At 34.2% G+C, this 24,630-nt stretch carries 28 protein-coding genes; 18 read left to right on the forward strand and 10 right to left on the reverse strand.

Translation table 11 applies throughout. The annotated features are described in order from the left end of the window. The first annotated feature begins 108 nt into the window (after nt 1–108). From ACTSKG_RS17490 to yhaM, 5 genes are all read left to right on the forward strand, one after another. Nucleotides 109–318, forward strand: coding sequence for a helix-turn-helix transcriptional regulator (locus tag ACTSKG_RS17490; RefSeq protein WP_464755806.1), 210 nt, complete (start codon nt 109–111; stop codon nt 316–318). After that, a complete protein-coding gene (locus ACTSKG_RS17495; protein WP_464755807.1) occupies nt 311–622 on the forward strand; it encodes a DUF2178 domain-containing protein in 312 nt (103 codons plus the stop codon). The genes ACTSKG_RS17490 and ACTSKG_RS17495 overlap by 8 nt, the downstream gene beginning before the upstream one ends. 364 nt (nt 623–986) lie before the next feature. Continuing rightward, nucleotides 987–2,195 (forward strand): metallophosphoesterase family protein, encoded by a 1,209-nt coding sequence (locus tag ACTSKG_RS17500; protein ID WP_464755808.1) that lies wholly within the window; start codon nt 987–989, stop codon nt 2,193–2,195. A 3-nt stretch (nt 2,196–2,198) separates the two neighbouring features. Further along, complete coding sequence (locus tag ACTSKG_RS17505; protein WP_464755809.1) at nt 2,199–4,910, forward strand: ATP-binding protein; 2,712 nt, start codon at nt 2,199–2,201, stop codon at nt 4,908–4,910. A gap of 1 nt (nt 4,911) precedes the next feature. Beyond that, on the forward strand, nt 4,912–5,850 hold the full coding sequence (gene yhaM, locus ACTSKG_RS17510) for a 3'-5' exoribonuclease YhaM (protein ID WP_464755810.1): 939 nt from the start codon (nt 4,912–4,914) through the stop codon (nt 5,848–5,850). 133 nt (nt 5,851–5,983) lie between these two features. Here yhaM and ACTSKG_RS17515 read toward each other — a convergent pair whose 3' ends face one another. Continuing rightward, the gene (locus tag ACTSKG_RS17515; protein ID WP_464755811.1) at nt 5,984–6,913 is read right to left on the reverse strand and encodes a peptidylprolyl isomerase; all 930 of its coding nucleotides are present in this window, start codon (nt 6,911–6,913) and stop codon (nt 5,984–5,986) included. 137 nt (nt 6,914–7,050) lie between these two features. Between ACTSKG_RS17515 and ACTSKG_RS17520 the strand changes: the two genes are divergently transcribed. Continuing rightward, nucleotides 7,051–7,155 (forward strand): YjcZ family sporulation protein, encoded by a 105-nt coding sequence (locus tag ACTSKG_RS17520; RefSeq protein ID WP_464755812.1) that lies wholly within the window; start codon nt 7,051–7,053, stop codon nt 7,153–7,155. 181 nt (nt 7,156–7,336) lie between these two features. On the opposite strand, the gene ACTSKG_RS17525 is transcribed toward ACTSKG_RS17520, so the two are convergent. The 6 genes from ACTSKG_RS17525 to ACTSKG_RS17550 form a co-directional block, all read right to left on the reverse strand. Continuing rightward, a complete protein-coding gene (locus ACTSKG_RS17525) occupies nt 7,337–7,522 on the reverse strand; it encodes a hypothetical protein (RefSeq protein WP_387586201.1) in 186 nt (61 codons plus the stop codon). Between the two features lie 69 nt (nt 7,523–7,591). Continuing rightward, complete coding sequence (locus ACTSKG_RS17530; protein ID WP_464755813.1) at nt 7,592–8,137, reverse strand: DUF3267 domain-containing protein; 546 nt, start codon at nt 8,135–8,137, stop codon at nt 7,592–7,594. A 108-nt stretch (nt 8,138–8,245) separates the two neighbouring features. Further along, nucleotides 8,246–8,788: an HTH-type transcriptional regulator Hpr gene (locus ACTSKG_RS17535; protein ID WP_464755814.1), complete on the reverse strand. Its 543-nt coding sequence runs from the start codon at nt 8,786–8,788 to the stop codon at nt 8,246–8,248. 406 nt (nt 8,789–9,194) lie between these two features. After that, entirely contained in the window at nt 9,195–9,551 is a 357-nt protein-coding gene (locus ACTSKG_RS17540) for a YtxH domain-containing protein (protein ID WP_464755815.1), read from the reverse strand. Nucleotides 9,552–9,655: 104 nt separating this feature from the next. Then, complete coding sequence (locus tag ACTSKG_RS17545) at nt 9,656–10,180, reverse strand: tryptophan transporter (protein ID WP_464755816.1); 525 nt, start codon at nt 10,178–10,180, stop codon at nt 9,656–9,658. A gap of 119 nt (nt 10,181–10,299) precedes the next feature. After that, the gene (locus ACTSKG_RS17550; protein WP_464755817.1) at nt 10,300–10,725 is read right to left on the reverse strand and encodes an HIT family protein; all 426 of its coding nucleotides are present in this window, start codon (nt 10,723–10,725) and stop codon (nt 10,300–10,302) included. 120 nt (nt 10,726–10,845) lie between these two features. Here ACTSKG_RS17550 and ACTSKG_RS17555 point away from each other — a divergent pair, with 120 nt between their 5' ends. The 7 genes from ACTSKG_RS17555 to ACTSKG_RS17585 all read left to right on the forward strand — a co-directional run bounded on the left by ACTSKG_RS17555 (nt 10,846) and on the right by ACTSKG_RS17585 (nt 15,687). Next, nucleotides 10,846–11,595, forward strand: a complete 750-nt coding sequence (locus tag ACTSKG_RS17555) for an ABC transporter ATP-binding protein (RefSeq protein ID WP_464755818.1) — start codon at nt 10,846–10,848, stop codon at nt 11,593–11,595. Then, complete coding sequence (locus tag ACTSKG_RS17560; protein ID WP_464755820.1) at nt 11,579–12,775, forward strand: ABC transporter permease; 1,197 nt, start codon at nt 11,579–11,581, stop codon at nt 12,773–12,775. The genes ACTSKG_RS17555 and ACTSKG_RS17560 overlap by 17 nt, the downstream gene beginning before the upstream one ends. Before the next feature lie 154 nt (nt 12,776–12,929). Continuing rightward, nucleotides 12,930–13,481, forward strand: a complete 552-nt coding sequence (locus ACTSKG_RS17565; RefSeq protein ID WP_464755821.1) for a hypothetical protein — start codon at nt 12,930–12,932, stop codon at nt 13,479–13,481. A gap of 195 nt (nt 13,482–13,676) precedes the next feature. Then, nucleotides 13,677–13,946, forward strand: a complete 270-nt coding sequence (locus ACTSKG_RS17570; protein WP_464758057.1) for a hypothetical protein — start codon at nt 13,677–13,679, stop codon at nt 13,944–13,946. Between the two features lie 310 nt (nt 13,947–14,256). Beyond that, complete coding sequence (locus tag ACTSKG_RS17575) at nt 14,257–14,589, forward strand: hypothetical protein (RefSeq protein WP_464755822.1); 333 nt, start codon at nt 14,257–14,259, stop codon at nt 14,587–14,589. A 208-nt stretch (nt 14,590–14,797) separates the two neighbouring features. Next, nucleotides 14,798–15,328 (forward strand): GNAT family N-acetyltransferase, encoded by a 531-nt coding sequence (locus ACTSKG_RS17580; RefSeq protein ID WP_464755823.1) that lies wholly within the window; start codon nt 14,798–14,800, stop codon nt 15,326–15,328. Nucleotides 15,329–15,432: 104 nt separating this feature from the next. After that, nucleotides 15,433–15,687, forward strand: a complete 255-nt coding sequence (locus ACTSKG_RS17585) for a hypothetical protein (protein WP_464755824.1) — start codon at nt 15,433–15,435, stop codon at nt 15,685–15,687. Between the two features lie 184 nt (nt 15,688–15,871). Here ACTSKG_RS17585 and ACTSKG_RS17590 read toward each other — a convergent pair whose 3' ends face one another. Then, a complete protein-coding gene (locus ACTSKG_RS17590; RefSeq protein ID WP_464755825.1) occupies nt 15,872–17,041 on the reverse strand; it encodes a M20 metallopeptidase family protein in 1,170 nt (389 codons plus the stop codon). A 243-nt stretch (nt 17,042–17,284) separates the two neighbouring features. Continuing rightward, on the reverse strand, nt 17,285–17,773 hold the full coding sequence (locus tag ACTSKG_RS17595; protein ID WP_464755826.1) for an antibiotic biosynthesis monooxygenase family protein: 489 nt from the start codon (nt 17,771–17,773) through the stop codon (nt 17,285–17,287). 201 nt (nt 17,774–17,974) lie between these two features. Between ACTSKG_RS17595 and hemE the strand changes: the two genes are divergently transcribed. Both hemE and hemH read left to right on the forward strand, forming a co-directional pair. After that, nucleotides 17,975–19,027, forward strand: a complete 1,053-nt coding sequence (gene hemE, locus ACTSKG_RS17600; RefSeq protein WP_464755827.1) for a uroporphyrinogen decarboxylase — start codon at nt 17,975–17,977, stop codon at nt 19,025–19,027. A 16-nt stretch (nt 19,028–19,043) separates the two neighbouring features. Continuing rightward, the gene (gene hemH, locus ACTSKG_RS17605) at nt 19,044–19,976 is read left to right on the forward strand and encodes a ferrochelatase (RefSeq protein ID WP_464758059.1); all 933 of its coding nucleotides are present in this window, start codon (nt 19,044–19,046) and stop codon (nt 19,974–19,976) included. 577 nt (nt 19,977–20,553) lie between these two features. On the opposite strand, the gene ACTSKG_RS17610 is transcribed toward hemH, so the two are convergent. Next, the gene (locus tag ACTSKG_RS17610) at nt 20,554–21,498 is read right to left on the reverse strand and encodes a nuclease-related domain-containing protein (RefSeq protein WP_464755828.1); all 945 of its coding nucleotides are present in this window, start codon (nt 21,496–21,498) and stop codon (nt 20,554–20,556) included. 141 nt (nt 21,499–21,639) lie between these two features. Here ACTSKG_RS17610 and ACTSKG_RS17615 point away from each other — a divergent pair, with 141 nt between their 5' ends. Genes ACTSKG_RS17615 through ACTSKG_RS17625 form a run of 3 tightly spaced genes read left to right on the forward strand, consistent with a single transcriptional unit; the run spans nt 21,640 to nt 24,625 of the window. Next, entirely contained in the window at nt 21,640–22,584 is a 945-nt protein-coding gene (locus tag ACTSKG_RS17615; RefSeq protein WP_464755829.1) for a YncE family protein, read from the forward strand. Beyond that, nucleotides 22,581–23,255, forward strand: a complete 675-nt coding sequence (locus tag ACTSKG_RS17620) for a response regulator transcription factor (protein ID WP_464755830.1) — start codon at nt 22,581–22,583, stop codon at nt 23,253–23,255. Before ACTSKG_RS17615 ends, ACTSKG_RS17620 begins: the two co-directional genes overlap by 4 nt. After that, nucleotides 23,252–24,625: a sensor histidine kinase gene (locus ACTSKG_RS17625; RefSeq protein WP_464755831.1), complete on the forward strand. Its 1,374-nt coding sequence runs from the start codon at nt 23,252–23,254 to the stop codon at nt 24,623–24,625. The genes ACTSKG_RS17620 and ACTSKG_RS17625 overlap by 4 nt, the downstream gene beginning before the upstream one ends. The last annotated feature ends 5 nt before the right edge of the window (nt 24,626–24,630 follow it).

Genomic DNA, 24,630 nt, shown 5'->3' on the forward strand with positions numbered 1-24,630 from the left:
ATTATACATAAAAAAAGCCAAATGAAAATGTATAGTAAGCTTGACAACAAAAATAAAAGTAAAGTATGCTTTACGTAAAGCTAGCTTTACAAAAAGGAATGATACTGCATGAAGAATTTTGTACGAGAAAAGAGAATAGGTTTTGGGATGACACAAGATGAACTATCAGAGAAGTTAGATGTATCTAGACAAACCATTATTTCATTAGAAAAAGGAAAGTATAATCCATCAATCACATTGGCTTTTAAACTTTCAAGACTGTTCCATTGTACGATTGAAGATTTATTTATATTTGAGGAGGATAAAAAAGATGTATGAAGAATTTGATTTGTTTTCATTTTTAATTGGATTACCTTTGGCTATTATCATCATGATTATTGTCTTCACGATAAATCGAAGAATTGGTAAGAAAAAACGTTGGTTTGATGAGCGCTACACTAAGATCAATGAAAAAGCACGATCGATTTCCTGGATTTACTCTACATTTGCTATTTTAATCGCTTGGATGATTATCATTTTTATGGAAGGACCAGGATTATCATTCTTTATAATGACGGGGATTTGGCTTGTTCATATGATTTCTTACACAATAGGGGCAATTATTGCTAATAAAGATAACTAAGTTGGGGGTTATGTATTGTGAAAAATAATACAAAATGGGCATTGATAGCTTCCATAAGTACGCTAATTGTAATTCCCTTAATATTTTTCATTATCTCATTGCTTACAGGCCAATGGAATTATCTAATATTTAGTTTACCACCTTCATTCACCGCAGGATTTACAGGGTTATTTACAGTTAGGCAAATAAAAAGAAAAAGAGTACTAAAATGATTTGCTGAAAGTTAATGGCATTATAGCCACGTTTCAATCAAAGATTATATATAACTAACTTTCTAAAAAGATTGTGCACATTCATTTGTCTACAGTCTTTTCTTTATGATAAAATAAGAACAAATATTCGTTTTTGGATAGGGGTGTATTGAATGAAAGGGATCCGTTTTCTTCATGTTGCAGACTTGCATTTGGACAGTCCATTTAAAGGAATTTCCGCTATTCCCCAAAATAGATGGAGAGATATTCGAGAAAGCACATTCCAAGCTTTTACAAATATAATAGACTATGCGCTTGATAGTAAACCTGATTTCATCTTAATTGTTGGTGATATTTACGATGGAGAGAATAGGAGCTTACGTGCACAGCATTTATTTCAAAAAGGGATGGAAGCGTTACTGACAGAGGGAATTCCTGTTTTTATATGTTACGGAAACCATGACCATTTAAGTGGAAATTGGGTGAGATTTCAGCTTCCTGAAAATGTACAGGTTTTTGGTGAGGACGTGGAAACGAAGACGCTAGAAGTGAACGGGAAAAAGGTACATATAAGTGGATTCAGTTATAAAGAAAGACATATTCGTGAAGCAAAGCATGTCTATTATCCGGTGGCAGATGGACAAGATTTTCATGTTGGTATGTTACATGGTAGTGTCGACGGTAATAACGAACATGATGTTTATGCACCTTTTCGTAAAAATGATCTGTTATCGAAACAATATGATTATTGGGCACTAGGACATATTCATAAACGTGAAATGCTACACGACGATCCTCCCATTGTTTACTCCGGTAATACACAAAGTAGACATAGAAAGGAAAAAGGGATGAAAGGATTTTACGAAATAACCTTAACAAAAGGACAAGCAGATCTTCAGTTTATACCTTCTTCTGCTTTTATTTACGATGAAATGGAAGTATCCTGCGATGGAATAATCCATGCAAATGAATTAATTGCTCGAATAGAGGAATCCATGATAACGTACAGTGCATCTAATGGAAATGCAATAATAGAACTGACGCTCACGAATATAGTCAAAGATACGGAAGAACTATTGCAATCGTCGACAATGGAAGAGTGGCTCTCTATTATTCAAGAGAGTATCCGTATAGAAAATCATTTTATCATCGTACAAAAGCTCAAATTTGATTTACCACAAGAGCCATTAAAAGAAGCAACAATGATTGTACAAATGATAGAAGAGTGGAGTACATCAAATTGGAAACATGCTTTAAAGGAACTATATCAACATCCAAAAGGAAGTAGATACCTAGATCCAATCGAAAAAGAATTCATGGAAGAAACGATAAAAGAAGTGGAACAGTTACTGACCAAAGTTGTTGCAAAAAGGAGAGAATAAAAGATGAGAATAGAAAAACTCCATATATACGGCTTTGGGAAACATGAAAACGTACAAATAGATTTAGCATTAGGAATGAACGTCTTTTATGGTGAAAATGAAGCAGGGAAATCTACTATTCAGCAATTTATTTTGCATATCCTCTTTGGTTTTCCACAAAAAAATGCACAATTATTAAGATATGAGCCTAAAAGCGGAGCTTCGTATGGTGGAAGAATTCAACTAATTGATAAGCGATTAGGTCGAGTTGTAATTGAGCGTGTGAAGGGTAAAGCGAGTGGCGATGTGACTTTATATTTTGAAGATGGAACACGTGGAGGAGAAAAAGAGTTAGAAAGCTTACTACATTCCTATAAACGTATAGATTTCGAAGCTATTTTTTCTTTTTCATTGCTTCAACTACAAGGATTTGAAAAAATGACAGAGGAAGAGCTTACTCGTACTTTGTTATCCTCTGGGACAACTGGCATGGATACTTTGTCCAACGTAGAAGCTCAATTTGTAAAAGAAATGGGAGAGCTATTTAAACCAAGTGGGAAAAAACCAATCATTAATCAAAAAATAGAGGAAATTAAAGCGTTAGAAGATGAATGGATGTCGCATTTAGAGGAAGTAGATAAATATGAGACTTCTATTAAAAGAATTAAAGAAATCGATTTACTATTGGATAAATCGAACAAGCAAGAAAATCTTATCACTACGAAATTACAGAGATTTATGCAGTGGAAGCAATTAAAACCAATCAAAGAAAAGGAAATAGAAATAAGAGCTGCTTTAGATAGAGTTCAACATCAAACCTTCCCAACAGATGGAATCCGTCGATTTGAAAGTATAAAAGATAAAGAAATAAATGTAAAAATTGCAACGGAACAATTAAGTGAAAGTCTAAAAAAATTGACTAATAGTAGTTCGATAATGTCGTTGGATCAACTAGATTCTATACAAACCTTCTTAGCATACGAAACAGAATGGCATCAATTGAAAGCAAATAGAGTACAATTAGAGGAAGAACAAACGAAGACATTGCAAAACCAAATGCAACAGTTAGCACTTCTTGGAATAGACTGGGAAAGGAATCTTAATGAAATTGTTAGAGCTGATATATCCCTTCAACAAGAAGAAAAACTAGTGTTGTTATTAAAAAAGCGGGAACAGTTAGAAAGTGAATTACAACAAGAAAAACGATTAGTTCAAATGAAATCAGAGGATCTAAGATTGCACTCAGCGCGTTTGAAAGAATTGAACCATAGTAAATCTTCTTCAACAGAGAAAAATAGTCTTAATTTCAGTAACTTTGTGTTTAGTGGAATCATTATTCTTTTAGGGCTTATCCTTAGCTTTCTAGAATCTAACTGGTTAATCGGGCTAACTTTCCTAGTAGTGAGTGTAATTGTCTTCATTGGTTTTTCTTATTTTCAAAGACTGTCACATCAGCCTAGTGATACTAGAACATACGAAAATTTATTGAAAAAAGAAGAGCAAACTTTGTTAACCCAAATTAGTCAGTTGGAGAATACAATTCGGGGGTTAGAACTGGAAAATCAAAATATCGAACAAGATATGCAATTATTTTTAAAAAGATATCATTTAAACAATCAGGTTTCACCAAATTTATTGAAGGAGTTATTTAATCGACTTCGTATTATTCAAGAGCAACAAATACAATTAGATCAAATGGAAACAAATTTGTATGGCGTAAGAAATAGAATGCAAGAACTTTTTGTACAAGCAAAAAATATTGCCAATATTTCTTTGGTCGAGGATATGCTTTTCCACCAGCTTAGAGACTACTATTTAAGCGAAAAGAAAAAGTTGGATGAGAATGAGTCAATGCTCCATAAAATAAGACAAATTTCATTAAAACAAGATGAGAATAATTCCTTACTTCATGCATATGCCCAAAATATACAAGAACTTTTCCAAGAAGCGAAAGTAGAATCAGAACAGGATTTTTACACTGCGTATAATCTTTTCGAACAAAAACTATCTTTAGAAAAAGAATACAAGCAGCTACAAATTCAACTTGGAGATAATGGGATGGCTTTGGAAGAGTTTAACGAAACATTCGAAAGTGAAAGTAAAGAACAGTTAGACGAGCTTAAAAATATTCGCAATGAATTAGTGGAAGAAAAAGCATCTTTACAATACAAAACAAATAAACTATTAGGAGAAGATCACCAAAGTGAGATTCTACAAAAGAAGGAACAGAAAAAAGCAGAACTTCAAGAATACGTAAAAAGATGGGCTGCCTATAAATCAGTCGTAGAAGCTATAAAACAAATGATGGTACAATTAAAAGAAGAACGCCTTCCGGAAGTACTTGAAAAAGCACAGGATTATTTTAAGTTGCTGACGGGGAGGGCATATGAACAACTAGTGTTAACACCAGAGGGAAGCTTTGAAGCAATAAAAGCGAACGGACAGCGTTTTATGATTATGGAGCTCAGTCAAGCTACAAAAGAGCAAGCTTATATCTCTCTTCGGATTGCACTCGCACAATCATTAAAAAATACAGCTCCTTTTCCAATTATTATGGATGATCCATTTGTACATTTCGATCGTTTCCGTTTAGAACAAGTGGTACAATTAATGCAGGAGCTACAAAAAGAACAACAACTACTGTATTTTTCATGTCATGACAATATGCAATATGTATGGAAAGAAGCGCATGTTGTACAAGTAGCGACATATAAGCCGGAAGTGGAGGAGATGTGAAATGAAAGGCATTACACAACTACGAGTAGGGGATCCAGTAGATCAATTCTTACTAATTAAACAATCAACAAAGGGTATTACTACGGTTGGGAAACCGTTTATGTCGCTTGTATTACAAGATAAAAGCGGCGATATTGAAGCAAAATTGTGGGATACTAATGATGAACATGAAAAATTATTCGCCGCAAGCCAAATCGTACGGGTTGGTGGTGAAATTCAAGATTATCGTGGAAAGTTTCAGCTTCGAGTGAAAAGTATTCGCCCAGCCAAGTCGGATGAATCAATATCGATTAATGATCTTGTTCCTTCTGCTGAGAAGTCGAAAGAAGAATTGATGGAAGAGTTAATGCAATTTTTCTTTGAAATGAAAAATCCGTTAATACAACGGATTACTCGTCACTTATTGAAAAAACATCAAATCGCATTTATGACTTTTCCAGCAGCAACAAAAAATCATCATGATTATGCATCTGGATTAATCGACCATGTTGTTTCTATGTTGAAGCTTGGAAAAGCGTTATGTGAACTTTATCCAACGCTAAACAAAGATCTATTATTTGCCGGAATTATATTGCATGATATTGGAAAGGTATTAGAACTTTCTGGACCTGTAGCTACAACGTATACAATTGAAGGTAACTTACTTGGCCATATTACTATAATGGTAAATGAAATTTCAAAGGCAGCGGATGAGCTTCAAATTGAAGGAGAAGAGGTTATGCTTCTTCAACATATGGTGCTGAGCCATCATGGAAAAGAAGAGTGGGGTAGTCCAAAACGTCCAATGGTTAGAGAAGCGGAAATCTTGCATTATATTGATAATATCGATGCTAAAATGAACATGCTGAATCGTGCATTAGATAAGACGAATCCGGGTGAGTTTTCGGAGCGTTTATTCCCGTTAGAAAACCGTTCTTTCTACAAACCAACATTTGAATAACAAAAGAAAAAAGCGTAAAGGTATATGCCCTTTACGCTTTTCTCTATTTAGAATACAATATCTCAACAAGTAAGTATTACCATATTAAGAATAAGACATCACAGCTTTTCAGAAGTGCTTTTGTTTGTAAAGCTTATTTTGAGCTTTCAGTAGTACCATCATCTTTAGTAGTACCATTGTCCGCTTCTTTTGGTGTATCTGCTGATTTTAAAATGCTATCAAGCGCTGTTTTTAAGTCTGCATCTTTAATCTTAATATCAGCATCTTTCATCATTTTTGCAACTTTAGGTAATAGAGTTGTTTTATCAGCTTTTTCAAGTTTTAATTGTTTCTCAAGTTCAGGTTTTTTATCTTCAAAAGATTCTTTAATCGTACGTTTATCTGTTACTTCAATAATGTGATATCCGAAATCTGTTTTTACTGGATTACTAATCACGTTTTTCTCTAGTTTAAATGCTACTTCTTCGAAAGCAGGAACCATTTGGCCTTTACCAAACCAACCTAATTCCCCACCAGTCGTTTGAGCTGCTTCTTCCGTAGAATATTTTTTTGCAACTTCTGCAAAGTCTTTACCTGACTCAAGTTCAGCTTTTACTTTTTTAGCAGTTGCTTCATCCTTAACTAAAACGTGACGAGCATTTATTTCATTTTTAATATTTTCGTATGCAGTTTTAACTTCCTCATCTGAAACTTTAATATCTTCAGTTAAAGCTTTTTCTTGCAATAAGTTAAGTTTTAAATATTTTTTGTATGAGTCTTCAGTATAACCTTGTTGAGCTAGCATTGCTTCGAAGTTATCGCCTAATTTTTCTTTATCTGTCTTGAATTCAGCGTCTACCTCTTCTTTTGTTACTTTATACTTTGAGTCAAGTACTTTTTCGATCATTAGAAGTTGAAATGCTTGATCACCAATAGATGATTTCATTTCTTGATACAAGTCATTTTGAGTAATATCTCCGACTTTTGAAGTAGCTATTACTTCACTGCTAGTTGCAGAATTATTACATGCTCCTAAGGCAAGAACGGATGCTGCAAGTGTGAATGTTAATACTGTTTTTTTCATGAAATTCTCTCCTAACTTCTTCGTGCTGCAGTAGTTACTATAACATAAACGAAATAAAAATAAAAATGGTTCCCATTCATTTGCCTACCGAGTTTTTTAAATATCGCATAGGATACATTGAAAAGGAGGTGTTTTAAATGGGTGGTGCATATGGCGGCGGTTATGCTGGTGGTTCAGGTTTTGCTTTGATCGTTGTTCTATTTATTTTATTGATCATTGTAGGGGCAGCGTTTATCTACTAATGAAAGGATGAACTAAGATCGTAAACTCGATCTTGGTTCTTCTTTTCATCCTCTTGAATAAAAAGAAATGACCCATCATTCTCTAAATGAATTGGGTCAATTTTTTCTCATATTACAAATAAAAAAACTTTACCTTTTCTACATTGTAAATGACCAGACTAGACAGCCTGTTCTCTTTTTCTTAAACTGTATAAACTAATTCCACGTAGAAACTAACTAGAAGTATCGTAATTAATATGTTAATTGTACGAAAAATCTTTGGATGTTTTTCTTCCGGAATTTCTTTTGACACTACTAATGCGTAGGTCATTCGATTAATTTGTAGCAAATAAAATGCTGAGAATAGAATCAACGTAAATATAATCATATCTAGACTCCCTTCATATACTAGTAAGCATATCAAAGAAGGAACATAGTTTACAAGTAGTATATATTGTTAAGAATGAGTTGGTGCGATTAATATTTCATAACCTGCATCAGTTTCTTCAATAAGTGCTTGTTTTGGTGATTTACTTAAATTTTTTACATAAATTAAATCTATTAAACAAATTCCGCAATGATAAGCTAACAAGATGGTAAAATAATGAGCAAATATAGGCGCTAGTATAGCAGCTGTAACGAGCGCTATATTGATAAAGATAAATGGAGCTAATAATGAAAAAATAAATCTATTTTTATTTATTGGTTCAAAAACTCGTAACGAGACGGTAGGTAAAATGCCATATTTTTTCTCAATAATTAATCTCACTTTATCTCGATTACGAAAAAGTGGAATATAGTGCAGTAATTTATGAAGTGGATAAATACATAAAAATGATAAAATAAATATCCAAAAATAGTCGTCCGATTTAGTTGTATCATTAATTATTCCTAATAGAACATATACGAATGAAAAAACGATAATTACTAGAAGTGAAGACAAAAGAAATAATCGGTCCAAACCATATTGTTTTTTCACATTAATTGTTTTCCAGCAGTGCAAGTTAAGCATCTCCTATACGTTGTTGGATATCTATCAGATACATACAATACGATGTTTAACAAGAAAAAGCAACACTTAAAATATTAAAATTTATATAGCGCTTTCAATTCATTGAGATTCCTCACTTTTTGTAAATGAATCATCTATATTTTTAATGGACCGTTCGAATATTTCCATAAAGTCATCTCCATAAATATTTCGTATAACAGCCATTACGTCTAAAAATTCTGGAAATTTTCCGTACAGTTCTTTCATAGGAACAGAACCATCAATTACTGAATGGGGTGTGTCATGATAATTTACATACATTTCTTCTAATAGCGCTTTCCCTTTAGATGTAACATTTACGTATGTGTTACGCTTATCATTATCTCTCTTAGAAAAAGAAAGAAAACCACGTTCTTCTAGTTTTTTTGAAAAGTTAAATGCAGTAGAAACATGCATAACTCCAAACTTTGCTATTTCTGAAATAGTTGCACCATCTAAATGATAGGAAATCCATAAAATATGGTGTTCATTAATATTCAAGTCATAAGGTTTTATCCATACTTGCCAATCCTTTTCTACTGCTTTCCATAGTGCTTTGGAAAGCTGTGCAATCCGCTGACTATAGAGCATGGCTTCTTTCATTGTATAAAGTTGTTCTGGCACGTTTTTCCCTTCCTTCTGTCATATTATCTTTCGAATATTATAGCAAGAAAGCAAGTAAGTTGAAATACATAAAAAATGTTATTATTAAGAAAATAAAAAAAGAGGTATGCACTTTGTCTAAATAGACGAAATGCATACCTCTTTTTAAAAGATAAGTATATAAAATAATACCGCGGATTTCCGTTTCAGGTGGACGCGTTCCGCGGGTTAGCGATGAGTCATCGTCGCCGCTTTCGCGTCGTTTGTGATGGCTTATCTGTCTTCGAGGAACGAAGGCTAAGAGCGCCACATCGTGTGGCAACGCCTTCGTGACCAACATCCTGTTGGCCTCCGTCTGGAGTCGCCACCTTTCACTACAATCCATTGAGTGAGTAGGAGAATTAGCCAAGCTAACTCTAAAATCAACTTATGGTTTAGGTAAAGTTTTTTCTAATTCATCGATTGCTTGTTGGATGGAATGGATTTCCGTTTGGAGCTGCTGCTGGATTGGAGCTGTTTCACTTTTCCATTCTGCAATACTCTTTTTTAATTCATCGATAGCACCTGGGACAACTTCTTTTGATTCTTTACTTAATAGACTAACTGAGTTTTTAAGATTTTGTATTTGTAATTTAACATCTGATAGTTTGTCCTTAAAATCAAGTGAAGTAGATTTTATAGATGATCGAAGTTCTCCACCAGATTGCGGAGTAGAAAGAAGTACAGTAGTTGCCCCTGCGATTGCTCCTGTTGCTATACCTAATAAGAAATGTGTTGCTTTCATTTTATTCACCCCTTGTTTATATGTATTATTCCTTTCCTTGACCTAATTAAAACATAATTTTCTATACAAAAAAAGCTTTCCTTATAAAAGGAAAGCAAGTAATTTTAAGCTGTAATGGCAGTTTCGAATTTTGTTCTTTTAATAATCTTTCCGATAATTGGATAGATAATAAAGAAAGCTACAGCATTGATAGCTATCGCTGGCAAAACTACACCAACTAAAAGCCCAACGAAAGGTATATTTGCTCCGATTATGAAAATAGCACTTGATAAGAAAACTGTGCCAGAAACTAGTGTACCCACGCATGTTAGTATAACAGCTACCGCTAATTTATTTGCAACTTTGTGAAGTAATACTACTAATCCAAAGAAAACGAATGCTGTGACAAATTTATCAATGATATTGGGAACAAATCCGCCAGGGAATGTGGAAAACAATCCGGATATAACGCCTGTGGAAACCCCAAGTAAAAAAACACTTTTCACATTTGGAAATAATAAAATTCCTATAAACATCATTGTTAACATAAAGTCTGGTTTCATCCCACCATTAAATCCCGGGATAACAATATAAAGTACTGCTCCGACACCAATTAATAATGACATTAAAACTAAATTTTTTGTATTCAATTCTCATCTCTCCTCAGCTTTTCTAAGCTATAGTTTGTAAGATTCCTCTAATGTATCCTCTTGATCATTAGCAAGAAACTTAATTAGATTGTAAGTCTTTTTAAATTTATTTGCAACCACTAATTCTTTAATTTTTCAAACAATTCAACCGCTAAATTTTGAATAACTTCGGGAGTCATAGTTTTTTCTTTTGTATTCCAAGTAGCACGGAAGCCATCTGTTTGATCATATCGAGGAATAAAGTGCAAATGAAAATGGAAGACACTTTGCCCAGCAGCAGCTCCATTATTATTTAAAAGGTTCATTCCAACGGGTCCATATGCTTCTTTCAATGCCGAAGCAATTTTCGGAACAACTTTAAATAGATTACTTGCCTCTTCTTCCGATAAATCATATACGTTTTCTTTATGATTTTTTGGAATCACAAGTGCATGGCCTTTTGTAAGAGGCATTATATCCATAAAAGCATAAACATGCTCATCCTCATAAATTTTAGCGCTTGGAATCGAGCCATTAATTATTTTGCAAAAAATACAATCACTCATGAAAAAACCTCCTATTCATTGTTACGATGAGTTTACCATATAATAAGAAAGTTGTGGATATTGAAAGAAGATTTTTCCTGCTAGCTTTGGTAAACTATCAATTAGAGATGAGGTGCAGATATGACAGTATTGGAAGTAAATAATGTCACAGGAGGCTATACAAAAAAGCCTGTTTTACATGATTTAACTTTTTCGATAGGGAAAGGTGAATTAGTTGGTTTAATTGGATTGAATGGGGCAGGGAAGAGCACAACTATTAAGCATATTATCGGCACGATGAATGCCACACATGGAGAAATTCGTTTAGAAGGAAAAACTATGAAAGAAGATCCAGCGAAATATCGTTCTTCTTTTTCATACATTCCAGAGACTCCCGTCTTATATGATGAATTAACGTTAATGGAACATCTGAAACTAACAGCTATGGCATACAACTTAGATTCATCTGTATTTGAAGCACGGAAAGATGCACTTCTAAAAGAGTTTCGAATGGAAAAGAGATTAAACTGGTTTCCAGCGCATTTTTCTAAAGGAATGCGACAAAAAGTAATGATTATGTGTGCTTTTTTAGTAAGTCCTTCTTTATATATTATAGACGAGCCATTTGTTGGTTTAGACCCTCTAGGTATTCAATCACTACTTGATCAAATGAAAGCGAGAAAAGAAGAAGGGGCCTCAGTCCTTATGTCGACCCATATTTTATCTACTGCTGAAAGATATTGTGATCGAATCTTACTTTTACACAATGGGAAAATTAGAGCCCAAGGAACAATGGATGATTTACGAGCAGTTTTTAATATGCCATATGCAACTTTAGATGATTTATATATCGAAATGACGAAGGAACAACAAGATGAAAAATTTGCGTGAAGTATGGAATAAACGTTTCGTTTTTTATATAAATGAGCTACAGAAATACTTAAAGTATATTGTTTCTGGTCATATTGCGATTGTGCTAGTTTTCGCAATCGGAGCAGCAGGATATGCTTATAGTGAATGGCTAAAAACTGTGCCAACTGACTTTCCTGCGTTTTTACTTGTTGCTTTCTTATTAAGTCTATTTCTCATGATAAGTCCGCCTGTTACGCTAATGAAACATGCAGATGGAGTCTATTTTTTACCTTTAGAAACAAAGCTGAAAGAATATTTTAAGCTCGCTTTAAGATGGACTTACTTTTCGAGTGTCTTTGTTTCGCTAGCGATTTTTGTTGTTTCTATTCCACTACTTACCAAAATAGGTGGTATGGTAAAAAATGATGTTTTTATTCTCTTTTTAGTTGTTCTAATACTAAAAGGTTGGAACATGTTTGTGGAATACAATTATCGTTGGGCAGCTAATGGAAAATATGTATGGATGGATCGATTTGTCCGGTTTCTATTATTATTCTCCGCATTATATTTTCTAATGAGTGGTTATTTTATAATTGCGATAGGAATAGCGATTATTGGAATAACTTATCTAGTTGTTTGGCAAAAGAAAAAGAAAGATGTGCCTTTTCCATTCGATCATTTCATTGAAGTGGAACAATCACGTATGATGCGTTTTTATCGATTTGCGAACTATTTCACGGATGTTCCGCATATTAAAGGCAAAAAGAGAAGAAGAAGATGGTTAGATGCCTTTTATAAATTTGCACCATACGCGCAACATAACGCACAATTTTATTTAGTGCTACGGACATTTGTACGAACAGATGATTATTTTTATTTATGGGTTAGACTAACATTTTTATCGACTTTAGGAGCTATATTCATACCGTTTCCTATCGTAGCTATAATTTTTACTAGTGCACTTGGATTTGCAACAGTTATACAGTTAAAGCATGCTTTACTATCCGGTCATGAATTCCGAATGGATTTGTTATTTCCAATTGATTCGGATGCTAGAAAGCTAGCTGTAAATAAATTACTTCGTATAATTCAATTCGTACAAGCTCTATTTGTTTTACTTGGAGTAATCATCCAAGGTAAATATGCATTATCGTGGATGATACTACCAGTAATCGTGTTTGTTATATCCGAACTGACACTTCGCATGAGTAAAAAGTAAAGAAAGGCTGTCTTTAACCGACAGCCTTTTTCTTTTGAAGTACCCGCAAAGGAAAAAGCAAATATATGGTGAAATTACTAGATAAGCTTATTCAACTAACTAGGATAGTTAAAGAACATTTAGGGTACGTTACTTTTAAAAAGGAGTAACCTAAATGAAAAATCCATTCTTAATTAGTTTGTATATGTTTTTAATTACGTGCAGTCTTTCCATGTTAATAGGAAAACCTGTTTATTCACAAACTATAACTTCAGATAAAATTGAATATTTATATCCTGCAAATAAGGAAAAATTTTTCGATGAAACTGTAGATGAATTTTACCAGGCATTAAGAGACATAAAGTATTCTGTACATCAGGAGCTTTATCAAAGATATATGCAGAAGCCAAAGCAACAGCAAAGCCATTTGGATACTGTTCTTTTTAAAGAAATGCCAAATGCATCTGTAAATGTTAGGAAAAAGTTATTGTTTAATGAGGTAGAAGGATTAAGTTACATAATTTTTGATGGAAATATTCTTCGTCCCTACCCTGATATAGATATTAACTACCATCAGACTGTTAGCCCAGATAGGCAAGTTTATTTCTTTTATTCCTTTAAAGACACAGAAAAAGAATTTAGAGGTAGATATGCAATTTATGATGTTGAAACAAAAGCAATGGTAGCAGGTGGAAGTACTTTTATGCCAAAGTCTCCAACTGACTAGGAACACTTAAGTAAAGAAGGAAAATTTATACAGGAAAAATAGCAAAAAGGTTGTGTTCGTCTTGTTCAACTCCCGAAGTGTTTTAGTAAAAGATAATTGAGCTGCTTAGTCGGCTCTTTTTTCATGTTCAACTAAAGATACAGAATAGTTCAGCAAATGAATGGGATATTAGGTAAAATATCATTAGAGGGAGGGATGGTTTTGAAAGAAAATAAACAAGCTCTGTATTTCAATATGATTTTAGGTTCAATCGGAACCATACTCATTGCTTTAGCTGCAATGAGGTATCTGGTTAAAGAAAATGATAATATAGGGAACGCATTATTACTTTTTGGTTTTATATTTATGAATGGATATATCAATTACTTAGAAAAAAGAGCAGGAATAAGTAAAAAATTAACCTGGATTAGTAGTATTGTATTTTTAATTTTGTTTATTTCTTTTTCATATTTCTTATATTTCTAGTTATTTCTTATTCAAGTAACGGGTGCTTGTGCTGCCGAGCCTAGGTCGTATCATATAGCGGGTGGGATTCCTGTCGAGAAGCTTTTTTTCTTATTGAACCAAAGGGGCAGGTTACTTGAAGAAGAAATAGTAAAATAGAGTTAATAAAAGCTGTTTTGATAAGGAGACAATATGGATAAAAATGAATTCTTTCGAGACCTTGAAGAAATTGTGGTTGACTCTTTGTTTATTGGAGATAGTAAAGATGAAATAGACCAAGAAATATCAAAACACTTGGTCCATTTCTGTTAGTAACGAATTGAGTATTCAGTTGAGTGTTAAGGATTTTATAGATTTTTTTGGAGAGGTTATTTCGAACAGAAGTAAACAAATTAAAATCTCTAATAAGGGTATGCTTTTTTATGTATGGTTCGATTGGCAAGCTGCACAATTAAAATTTAATTTAATATCGGATTATGATTCTAAGCTACCGCTCAGTTGTGAAATTGAAACCATTGATAACCTCGAACCTATCATTGAAGAATTTCTTAGTTTTCCTTATCACGATGGCTTTCCAGTTGAAGAGATTTGTGAGGAAGATGAAGGGGTAGAAGAAGATAACAATAACACCTTAAAAGTTTTCCTATGTAAAATAAATGGATAATTCTTATTCAGCTAACGAGTGCGTTCGTTAGATAAGACCATCTTTTCGATGGTCTATTTTTACGTCCAAAACATCTATTAGATATCGGCAATCCATTGTGAAATGTTATATTTAAACGAAGAAGCAGGATAGTGAAAATCTCCTTGGGGAACTATTCCATAATGAAAGAATTACTTCAAAAAATCTTTAATTGAGAGTGGGAATTATTTTGTTGTTTCAAAATGGGAATTTAAAAGTTCATAAATTAGAAGAAAAGGATAATTATCTGTTAGCAAGATGGCTTTCGAACCCGGCAGTTCTTGAATTTTATGAAGGAAGAGACAATCCTTTTGATTTAGACAAAGTTAATAAAGTTTTTTATGATTCCGAAGATGATGAATTTAAATGCATTGTAGAGTTTAATGGTAACGAAATAGGATATATTCAATTCTATCAATTAGATGATGAAACGAAAAAAGAATATGGGTATTATGATGAGAATATTTATGGTACAGACCAATTTATCGGTGAGATAGAGTATTGGAATAGAGGGATTGGAACATTACTTGTTAAATCAATGGTTAAATTTTTAATCGAACATAAAAAAGCAGACCGAGTAGTTATGGACCCTCAAATAAGAAATGCGAGGGCTGTAAAATGCTATGAGAAATGTGGTTTTAAAAAAGTTAAAATACTTGCTAATAATGAGTTACACGAAGGAGTATATCAGGACTGTTGGTTGATGGAATATCAAAAATGAATTATTTTTCCTACAAGTCACGGTGTGCTTTACTTGAGCTTCTTAGACACTCTTTTTTCTTGTGAAGGTTAATAAGAGTAAATCAATGAGAAAAGGGGATTCAAATGAATTTAAAGCATTTTCTTTCTGGTGCTTTAGTAGCGTTTGCGGTTATTCTGTTTAGACTAATTGATGAATATGTAATCGACATTCCTACATTATTAGGTGCATTTATGGTAGCTTTCTTTTCAGGGATTGTTATCAAAGTTATTCAATCTATATCAACATTAGATAGAGAACTAAAAAAAACTACGTATTTGACTTTATGGATAATAGCTTTTGTCTGTTTATTAGGTTCTTTTCATTTCTTCGATTTATAATAATAGAACTCAGTATGCAGTATTTCTATAACTAACGAATAAAAAACAGTGGCAAATTGGATTATTTGCCGCTGTTTTTTATTGCTTATAAATAATATCGCTTAACCCGAAGACCCTAGTGCAGGGGTTAGATCGGTAATAGTGTAGTGAAAATTTAGTCCAAAGCACAAGATGCACTAAAAGCTTATTGTATTTGATATTTAATAGCTGCACATCCTAATGTTTTTGCAGCAATAAGCATTGCTCGTTCATCGAAGTCGAATTTTGGACTATGATGAGGGAAAACCTCTCCTTGTGGCATAGCACCTGTGAAGAAAAAGGTTCCAGGAACTTGTTCCATATAGTACCCAAAATCTTCACCAATCATGTGAAGAATAGATTCTTCTACTTTTTCCACACCTGGCACTTCATTTGCAACCTTCTCTAAAAATTCTGTTTCCGCTAGATGATTAATGACAGGTGGGTATCCTCTGTCGTAAGAAAAAGAATAAGTACAATCAGCAGCAATACAAGTGCCTTTAATAACTCTTTCCAGTTCTTGCTCCATCAAATCACGAACTTTTGAATTAAAAGTCCGCACTGTTCCCGAAAGTTTTGCAGAATCTGCGATTATATTAAAAGCGTTATCAGCTACAAATGAACCAACTGAAAGCACTGCGGCTTCTGTTGGATTAACTCTTCTTGAAACTAATTGTTGCAAGTTTACAACTAATTGAGAAGCCACTACGATTGCATCCTTAGATTGGTGGGGATTAGCTCCATGTCCACCTCTACCTTGAATATTTATTTCAAATCGATCAGCCGCTGCCATAATAGGACCGGATTTATATTCAACCGTGCCGAGAGGAGTTAACGACCACAAATGTGTACCGAAAATAACATCCACACCCTCTAAACATCCCGCGTCAATCATTGGTTTTGCTCCACCAGGTGCATATTCCTCCGCATGTTGATGAATAAAAACATATTCTCCTGATAATTGATCTTTTAATTCATTTAACGTTCGTGCAAGAATGAGAAGAGAGGCGTTATGTCCATCATGTCCGCAAGCATGCATTACACCGTCAATCGTAGATTTGTATTCTACTTCTTTTTCATCTTGGATTGGTAGAGCATCAAAATCAGCACGAATAGCTACAGTTTTACCAGGTGATGCCCCTTTAATTCTTGCAACAACGCCATTTCCTCCAACATTTGCTTGAAAAGAAATTCCTAAATCCGTATAAAAGTCTTGAATGTACTTTGCTGTTTTCGTTTCGTGAAATGATACCTCAGGGTGCATATGTAAATAACGACGAATTGCAACCATGTCTCCGAAAGACTTCTCCAACTGTTCTATTAAAGCTACTGTCATACGTTTTCCCCTCCGTTTTTCCTTTTAATTAAATTATAGCAGATAAAAAGAATCCATTTTAATAAGAGAGCATGTGGATATTCGTCCATTGAAACTAGTGTTATTGAGATTATATAATTTTCGTACCAGCTTGACATGTTCCGAGGGTGAGCGGGAGGTTCTTGCACTTTGCTTAAGTATTTATTTAAAAAACAGTAAGCGAACTCTTCTTTGAGTTCGTTTACTGTCTAGGAAGTCTCGTATTTATTCTTCATCTGTCATTGACTTATAAGTAGAAATATAAGGAGCGCTCGTAAAAATATGTTGTTTATCAGCTACATGGTCAAAATTCAGTGAAATTGATTTCTCCCATACGTCGAAACTGTTAGGACCTGACCACTCTGTTAAAATAATATACGTATCGGTCTGTAAAGGTTTAAGTACACGAAGTGCAATAAAACCTGGTTCTTTTTCCACTGTACTCGTCAATTTGGTATACTGGAATTCGAATATAGGACGGCCTTCATCCGAAACAGGAATATGTTGCAATACGAAATAACCTTTGTCGGTAAAATTACCGTAAGATTCAAGTACTTCGTATTTCCTAGGAGCCTGAAAAATAGATTTACCAGTTGTCTCATGGACAAGAACGGAGTTACCAACTCCGTGTAGTAGAAATAGTTCTTCATTTGAATGTTTCTTTTTAATAGTTTCCATAAATTCCGGAGTTCCGGATGTCATATATAAGTTCATTAAAATTCCTCCAATCATAATTGATATTACTTTTCCCATTAAAGTCAATTTAAAAACTCATTGTCTGAAGAAAGACTGGAAATACAGGACAAATTTATGACAATTACACTATATTTATATACATTTAGGTAGAGAACGTCTATAGTGAAAACGTATATTCAAACATAGAACAGTTATATAGAAGAAAGGCAGGAAAAGAAAATGACAACTTTTAATGATACATTACTACGTGCAGCTCGTGGAGAAGCCGTAGATCACACGCCAGTATGGTACATGAGGCAAGCAGGACGTTCACAACCAGAGTATAGAAAAATTAAAGAAAAATACTCGTTAGAACAAATTACTCATGAGCCAGAATTATGTGCTTATGTGACACGTCTTCCAGTAGAGAATTACAATGTAGATGCCGCAATATTGTATAAAGATATCGTAACACCTTTACCAGGTATTGGGGTAGATGTAAAAATAAAAGCGGGTGTTGGCCCAGTCATTTCAAATCCAATTCGTACCGTACAAGATGTGTACAATTTAGGTGATTTATCACCAGAAGATGATGTACCCTTTGTGTTAGAAACGATCAAATTATTAACAACCGAGCAATTAAATGTACCATTGATAGGATTTGCAGGGGCACCGTTTACACTTTGCAGTTATATGATTGAAGGCGGTCCATCTAAAAGCTATAACAAAACAAAAGCTTTTATGGTATCAGAGCCTCAAGCATGGTTTGCACTAATGGATAAGCTTGCTGATATGATAATTGTCTATATTAAAGCACAAGTGAAAGCAGGAGCGAAAGCAATTCAAATTTTTGATTCATGGGTTGGAGCACTAAATGTAGCGGATTATCGTATTTTTATTAAACCAGTAATGACACGAATTTTCACAGAACTTCGTGAATTAGGTGTCCCACTTATTACATTTGGGGTAGGAGCAAGCCATCTAGCAATGGAATGGAATGATCTACCGGTAGATGTAGTTGGTCTTGATTGGCGCTTATCGATTGAAGAAGCTCGTGCAAAAGGTATTACGAAAACACTTCAAGGAAACCTTGATCCATCGTATTTAATCGGGGACTGGGCTGAAGTAGAGAAACGTGCAAAAGTTATCGTGGAACAAGGTGTAGCGCAGCCAGGACATATCTTTAACATAGGACATGGCGTTTTCCCTGAAGTAAATCCAGATACATTAAAACGTTTAACATCATTTGTACATGACTACAGTAGAGAACTAATTGCTGTAAAAAATAACTAAACTTTTTGAGGAGACTATTATGAAAAAAACAATGGGATTATTAGTAATGGCGTACGGAACTCCATACTCAGAAGCAGATATTGAACGTTACTACACACATATTCGTCACGGTCGTAAACCAAGTGATGAACAATTAGCTGACTTAACAGGTCGTTACCAAGCAATAGGTGGTATTTCTCCACTTGCCAAAATTACTGAAAACCAAGCAAAAGGTCTTTGCAATCGATTGAATGAAGTGCAGGATGAAATTGAATTTAAGTTATATATTGGGTTAAAACATATCGAACCTTTCTTAGAAGATGCAGTTGCTGCAATGCATAAAGACGGTATTACAGAAGCGGTTTCTATGGTATTAGCACCTCATTTCTCTACCTTCTCGATTAAATCATACAATGGTCGAATTAAAGAGGAAGCGGAAAAGCTAGGTAATTTAACAATTACTTCAGTAGAAAGTTGGTATGATGAGCCTAAATTCATTCAATATTGGACAGAAAAAGTACAAGCTGCATTTGCAACAATGTCCGAAGAACAACGTGAAAAAGCATGTTTAATCGTTTCTGCTCACTCACTTCCTGAAAAAATTAAAGAATTGGGAGATCCTTACCCAGACCAATTAAAAGAAACTGCAGATCTAATTGCTAAAGAGGCAGGCGTAAAAAATTATGCAGTTGGCTGGCAAAGTGCAGGACAAACTCCAGAGCCGTGGATCGGTCCAGATGTGCAAGACTTAACAAGAGAATTACATGAAGAAAAAGGATTTAATACATTTGTATACACTCCAGTTGGATTCGTAGCAGAACATCTAGAAGTACTGTACGATAACGATTACGAATGTAAAGTTGTATGTGATGAAATTGACGCAGCATATATTCGTCCAGCAATGCCAAATGATCAACCTCTTTTTATCGATGCAATGGCAGATGTTGTATTAAAGCATATTCGTGCATAAATCAGAAAGCCTCTAGCATTTGCTAGGGGCTTTTAGCTTCAAGAAACTAGGAATCTCAGAGTATCTCAGAAAATCTGGGGAGTATCTCAGAAAATCTCAAAGTATCTCAGAAAATCTCGGAGTATCTCAGAAAATCTCAAAGTATCTCAGAAAATCTCGGAGTATCTCAGAAAATCTTGGAGTATCTCAGAAAATCTCAGAGTATCTCAGAAAATCTCATAGTATCTCAGAAAATCTCGGAGTATCTCAGAAAATCTCAGAGTATCTCAGAAAATCTTGGAGTATCTCAGAAAATCTCAGAGTATCTCAGAAAATCTCGGAGTATCTCAGAAAATCTCGGAGTATCTCAGAAAATCTCAGAGTATCTCAGAAAATCTCGGAGTATCTCAGAAAATCTCAGAGTATCTCAGAAAATCTCAGAGTATCTCAGAAAATCCGGGAGTATCTCAGAAAATCTCAGAGTATCTCAGAAAATCCGGGAGTATCTCAGAAAATCTCAGAGTATCTCAGAAAATCCCGGAGTATCCCAGAAAATCTCAGAGTATCTCAGAGTATCTCAGAAAATCTCAGAGTATCATTAAGTATTTTTTTGATAGAAGCTTTTCCTAGCAAAGTTTAATTTATTTAGATTGATTTTTTTTAGCATATAATATGCTTCATGCGTTGAGGATAATCGAAAAAAGTCCTTACATTCGGCGGTAGTAATGGTATCTTTCACTAAGAGGAAGTAGTCGTCGATATTATGGTTAATCGGATTTCTGTCAATTAATTCACATTTTGTGCACTTCCATGTTTTGTTTGATATTTTCTTTAAAATGTTACCGCAAACTTTGCATAGTAATCCTTTGATAAGAGAATCCGGAGAAATTTTCCATCTGTCGCAAAGTGGCTTTCGTTGGACTATATATTGCATCGATTGAATTCTCCTAATTAGTTCATTAAATTGTGAAGTATTTATTCGATCTTCTTTTTTATTTAAGTCATGAATATAAGAGGGTAGGTTTTTTCTAAAGAAAATAGGCTCGTCCATTGGAATGTTTTCTAATATTAATCGATTAGAAGAAAAAACGATTGCTTTGAAAACAGGTAGAGGTAGTTTCATTTGTTGGAGAGCTTGTATATGCCTATTGATTTGCGCAATTGGGCATTCAAAAGGAGTCTTTACGCCATCTAGCGTCCGTATTGTTTGTCCACTATGCTTTTGGAAAGTCATGGTTCCAACTATATTTTTTACTTCAATAACTAGCAGATACTTTTTAGTAATAATTAGGGTATCCATCTGAACAAAGAGATGATCATGAATTTTCAATTGGACATCAGTTAACATACAACAGTGGGGAGGAAATTTTACTTCTAACAAAGTATTATCCACTAATTTTTCACCAAAATAGCCTGCCTCTATTTGATGGAACTTTTTTTCTACCTCCTTTTTACTGGAATGTGATGGCTCAAGTCGCAATAAGAGTCGACTTAACTCTATATAAGATCGAGGAAAACTACGAGATATAATTGATATCACCACCTTTCCATTATCATAACAAAAGAGTTAATTATCTCCAAATCGAGATAATTTCATTTTGAATAGATATTCCAAGCATATTCATATGCATTTCAAACTTTTTTCACATATTTTCGATAGACTAGAAGAAAAGGAGGCGAATTTTTGAGAAGAATATTGTGCTTATTATTTTTATGTGGGATTCTAGTGGCATGTACTGATTCCACACTTCCATCCATTAATTCGTCTACTGACTTTGTTGCAAGTTTAAACACAATAGAGCATTCTATTGATTTTATTTCAAAAAAACAAGAAGTGTTCAAAAGTTGGAAATTGGATGAGCCTTACACTGGCTTTACGCTTGTTTCAAAAGATTATATTTTCCTGTACGGCTATTCACTTAATAATGCAGTGCTGATCCAACTTTCTACTGGAAAAATTGTAGAAAAGTATTTTGTTCATGAAGGGACGTCTAATGCTTATGTAGTTGGGGACACCATTTATGTAACCAATGGAAAAGAAAACATGGTAACTTTATTCGACTTGAATGGAAAAGAACTAGCGAAAGCGGAAACAGGAAGCTATCCTATGTCGATGATTGCAGATGAGAAGTATTTATATGTAGTTAATTTCAAGGATACATTTTTGTCGGTTTTCACTTTAAAAGATTTACATCTTGTTAAAACATGGGACATTCCAAACTCTTCCCACGGACTCTATTTGAATGGTGATGAGATTTGGATAGGTGGACATGGAGCAGGTAGCCAGCCAAACAAAGTAATTCGTAAATATAGCTTAAAAAATGGAGAGTTGGAAGGGGAAATTGATGCTCCAATGATGCCTATTGGGTTTGCAGAAACTTCTAATGGACATATTAATGTTGTTAGTCACGGAAATAGTAATGTTCGCGAATTTACTAAAGAGGGCGAGCTAGTTTCTTCGAATAAGGTAGGGGCTAATCCATTTTCTATTAATACTTTTGATGATGCGGTAGTTGTTGCTGGGTATGATGATCACGAAGTATACTTTTTACGAAATGGAAAGATAATAAATAAGGTTCAAGTAGGAAAAGGCCCATTTCAGCTCATAACGAGGGAGGCAAGCAAATGACAACTATTTTAGTCGTAGATGATGAGCAAGACATGCGTAGACTAATCGAGATGCATTTGCACCTAGCTGGATTTCAAGTAATTCAAGCTGGAAACGGAAATGAAGCAATTGACATTCTCCAAAGTAGAATGATAGATCTTGTGCTTTTAGATGTAATGATGCCCGAAAAAGATGGTTTTACCGTATGTAAGGAAATTCGTCAATTTTCAGAGATTCCGATTATTTTCTTAACGGCTCTCGATGCAAAAAAAGATTTGGTAAAAGGGCTTCAGCTGGGTGGGGATGATTACGTTGTAAAACCATTCACTGCAGTAGAACTTACCGCAAGAATTAGTTCTATTTTGAGAAGAACGGGATTTACAATGAATAGTAAAACCATAACCAAGGGACTACTTGTAAATGATACCTTGTCGAGACAAATAAAATTAGAAAATAAAAAGATTACCCTTACGCTGAAGGAATATGAACTTATTAGACTCTTTATGGAGAATGAGGGAAAGGTCTTTTCACGCGAGCAGCTATTAGAACTTCTTTGGGGACTTAGTTATGAAGGTGGGACTCGAACAGTTGATACACATATTAAAACATTGCGTTTGAAACTCGGAGAAGTTGCCGGGAAATACATTGAAACAGTATGGGGAATAGGATACCGTTTTGAGGTAAAGGAATGAAAAAGTTATCCTTTAAAATTTGGATGCTGTTACTTGCCTTTATTTCCATTACCATTGTTTTTTTAGTAATATTCACAAATTTCCTATATGAAGAACTTTACGTGCAACGTACCGAAACGTCTATGAAAGAAGTTGCAGAAAACATCCAACGTACATATCATGGTGGGGTTGTAACAGATGATTTTATTAAGCAAACGGAGGACTATAATCGTTTTTCAGATATTGAAGTGTTTACGGTTCGGAACCCAAGAGAATTAAGTGCATGTATCCCTTTCGATATTGATTATGATAGTCTAATCGGAGCGGATGAGCGTGCAGAGTTAATTGCTGGAAACCCTGTTTCAAAGCGAGGATTTGAGAGCCGATTTAATCGAGAAGTAGTATCGGTTATTTATCCACTTGTTGATGAAAATCGATTAGAAGGAATCATTTATTTGTATGTACCATTAACAAAAATAACAGAGCTCGCATCCAGTGACGTACTCTTCTTAATAATAATCGTCTCATTATTATTAATAGGAATGGCATTCATTAGTTTAAAAAGCTTACAAAGAGTGCTGAATCCTTTAGAAAAACTAAAGCAAGCATCCATATCGATGGCAGTAGGAAAATACGAGACACGAGTAGATGTAAAATCCCAAGATGAAGTTGGCGATCTTGCAAGAACATTTAACCAAATGGCAGCATCCATTCAAGAAGAGGATGAAAAAAAGAGAGACTTTCTTTCAATCGTTTCGCATGAATTAAGAACGCCTATTAGTTATATTAAAGGGTATAGTGAAGCATTGGAGCAAAACTTAATCACCGAGGAACAAAAGGAAGAAATCTTACATCTCATTGTTCGAGAAGCAAACCGTATGCAGAAGTTGACTAATGATTTGCTTACTGTTTCAAGAGCTGAAAATATAAAGGTTGTGGAGAAAACTCCTCTTATAATAGCGGAAACTATTCGTGAAGTAACTCACCTGATACAATCGAATATAGATGCTAAGAAATTAAAATTATTAGTGGATGTAGATGAAGAACTTATATTAGTTGCAGATGAACAAATGACCAAACAAATCTTCATAAATATATTGGAAAACGCTATTCGCTATTCACCAGAAGGGTCAACTATATTTATTTTAAATAACCATAATACTATTAAGGTAATAGATGAAGGAAGCGGAATTGAAAAAGAGCACTTAACTCATATTACGGAGCGATTTTACAGAGTAAATAAAGCAAGAAGTCGATCCGATGGAGGAACTGGATTAGGACTATCTATTGCTTTGCAATTAGTTACCAGTCAAAATGGTACACTCGATTTTTCAAGTGAAGTAGGAAAAGGAACAACAGTATACATTACATTACCAATTTGGGAGGATTAACTTAT

It is taken from the genome of Psychrobacillus syltrankelensis (assembly GCF_055454035.1).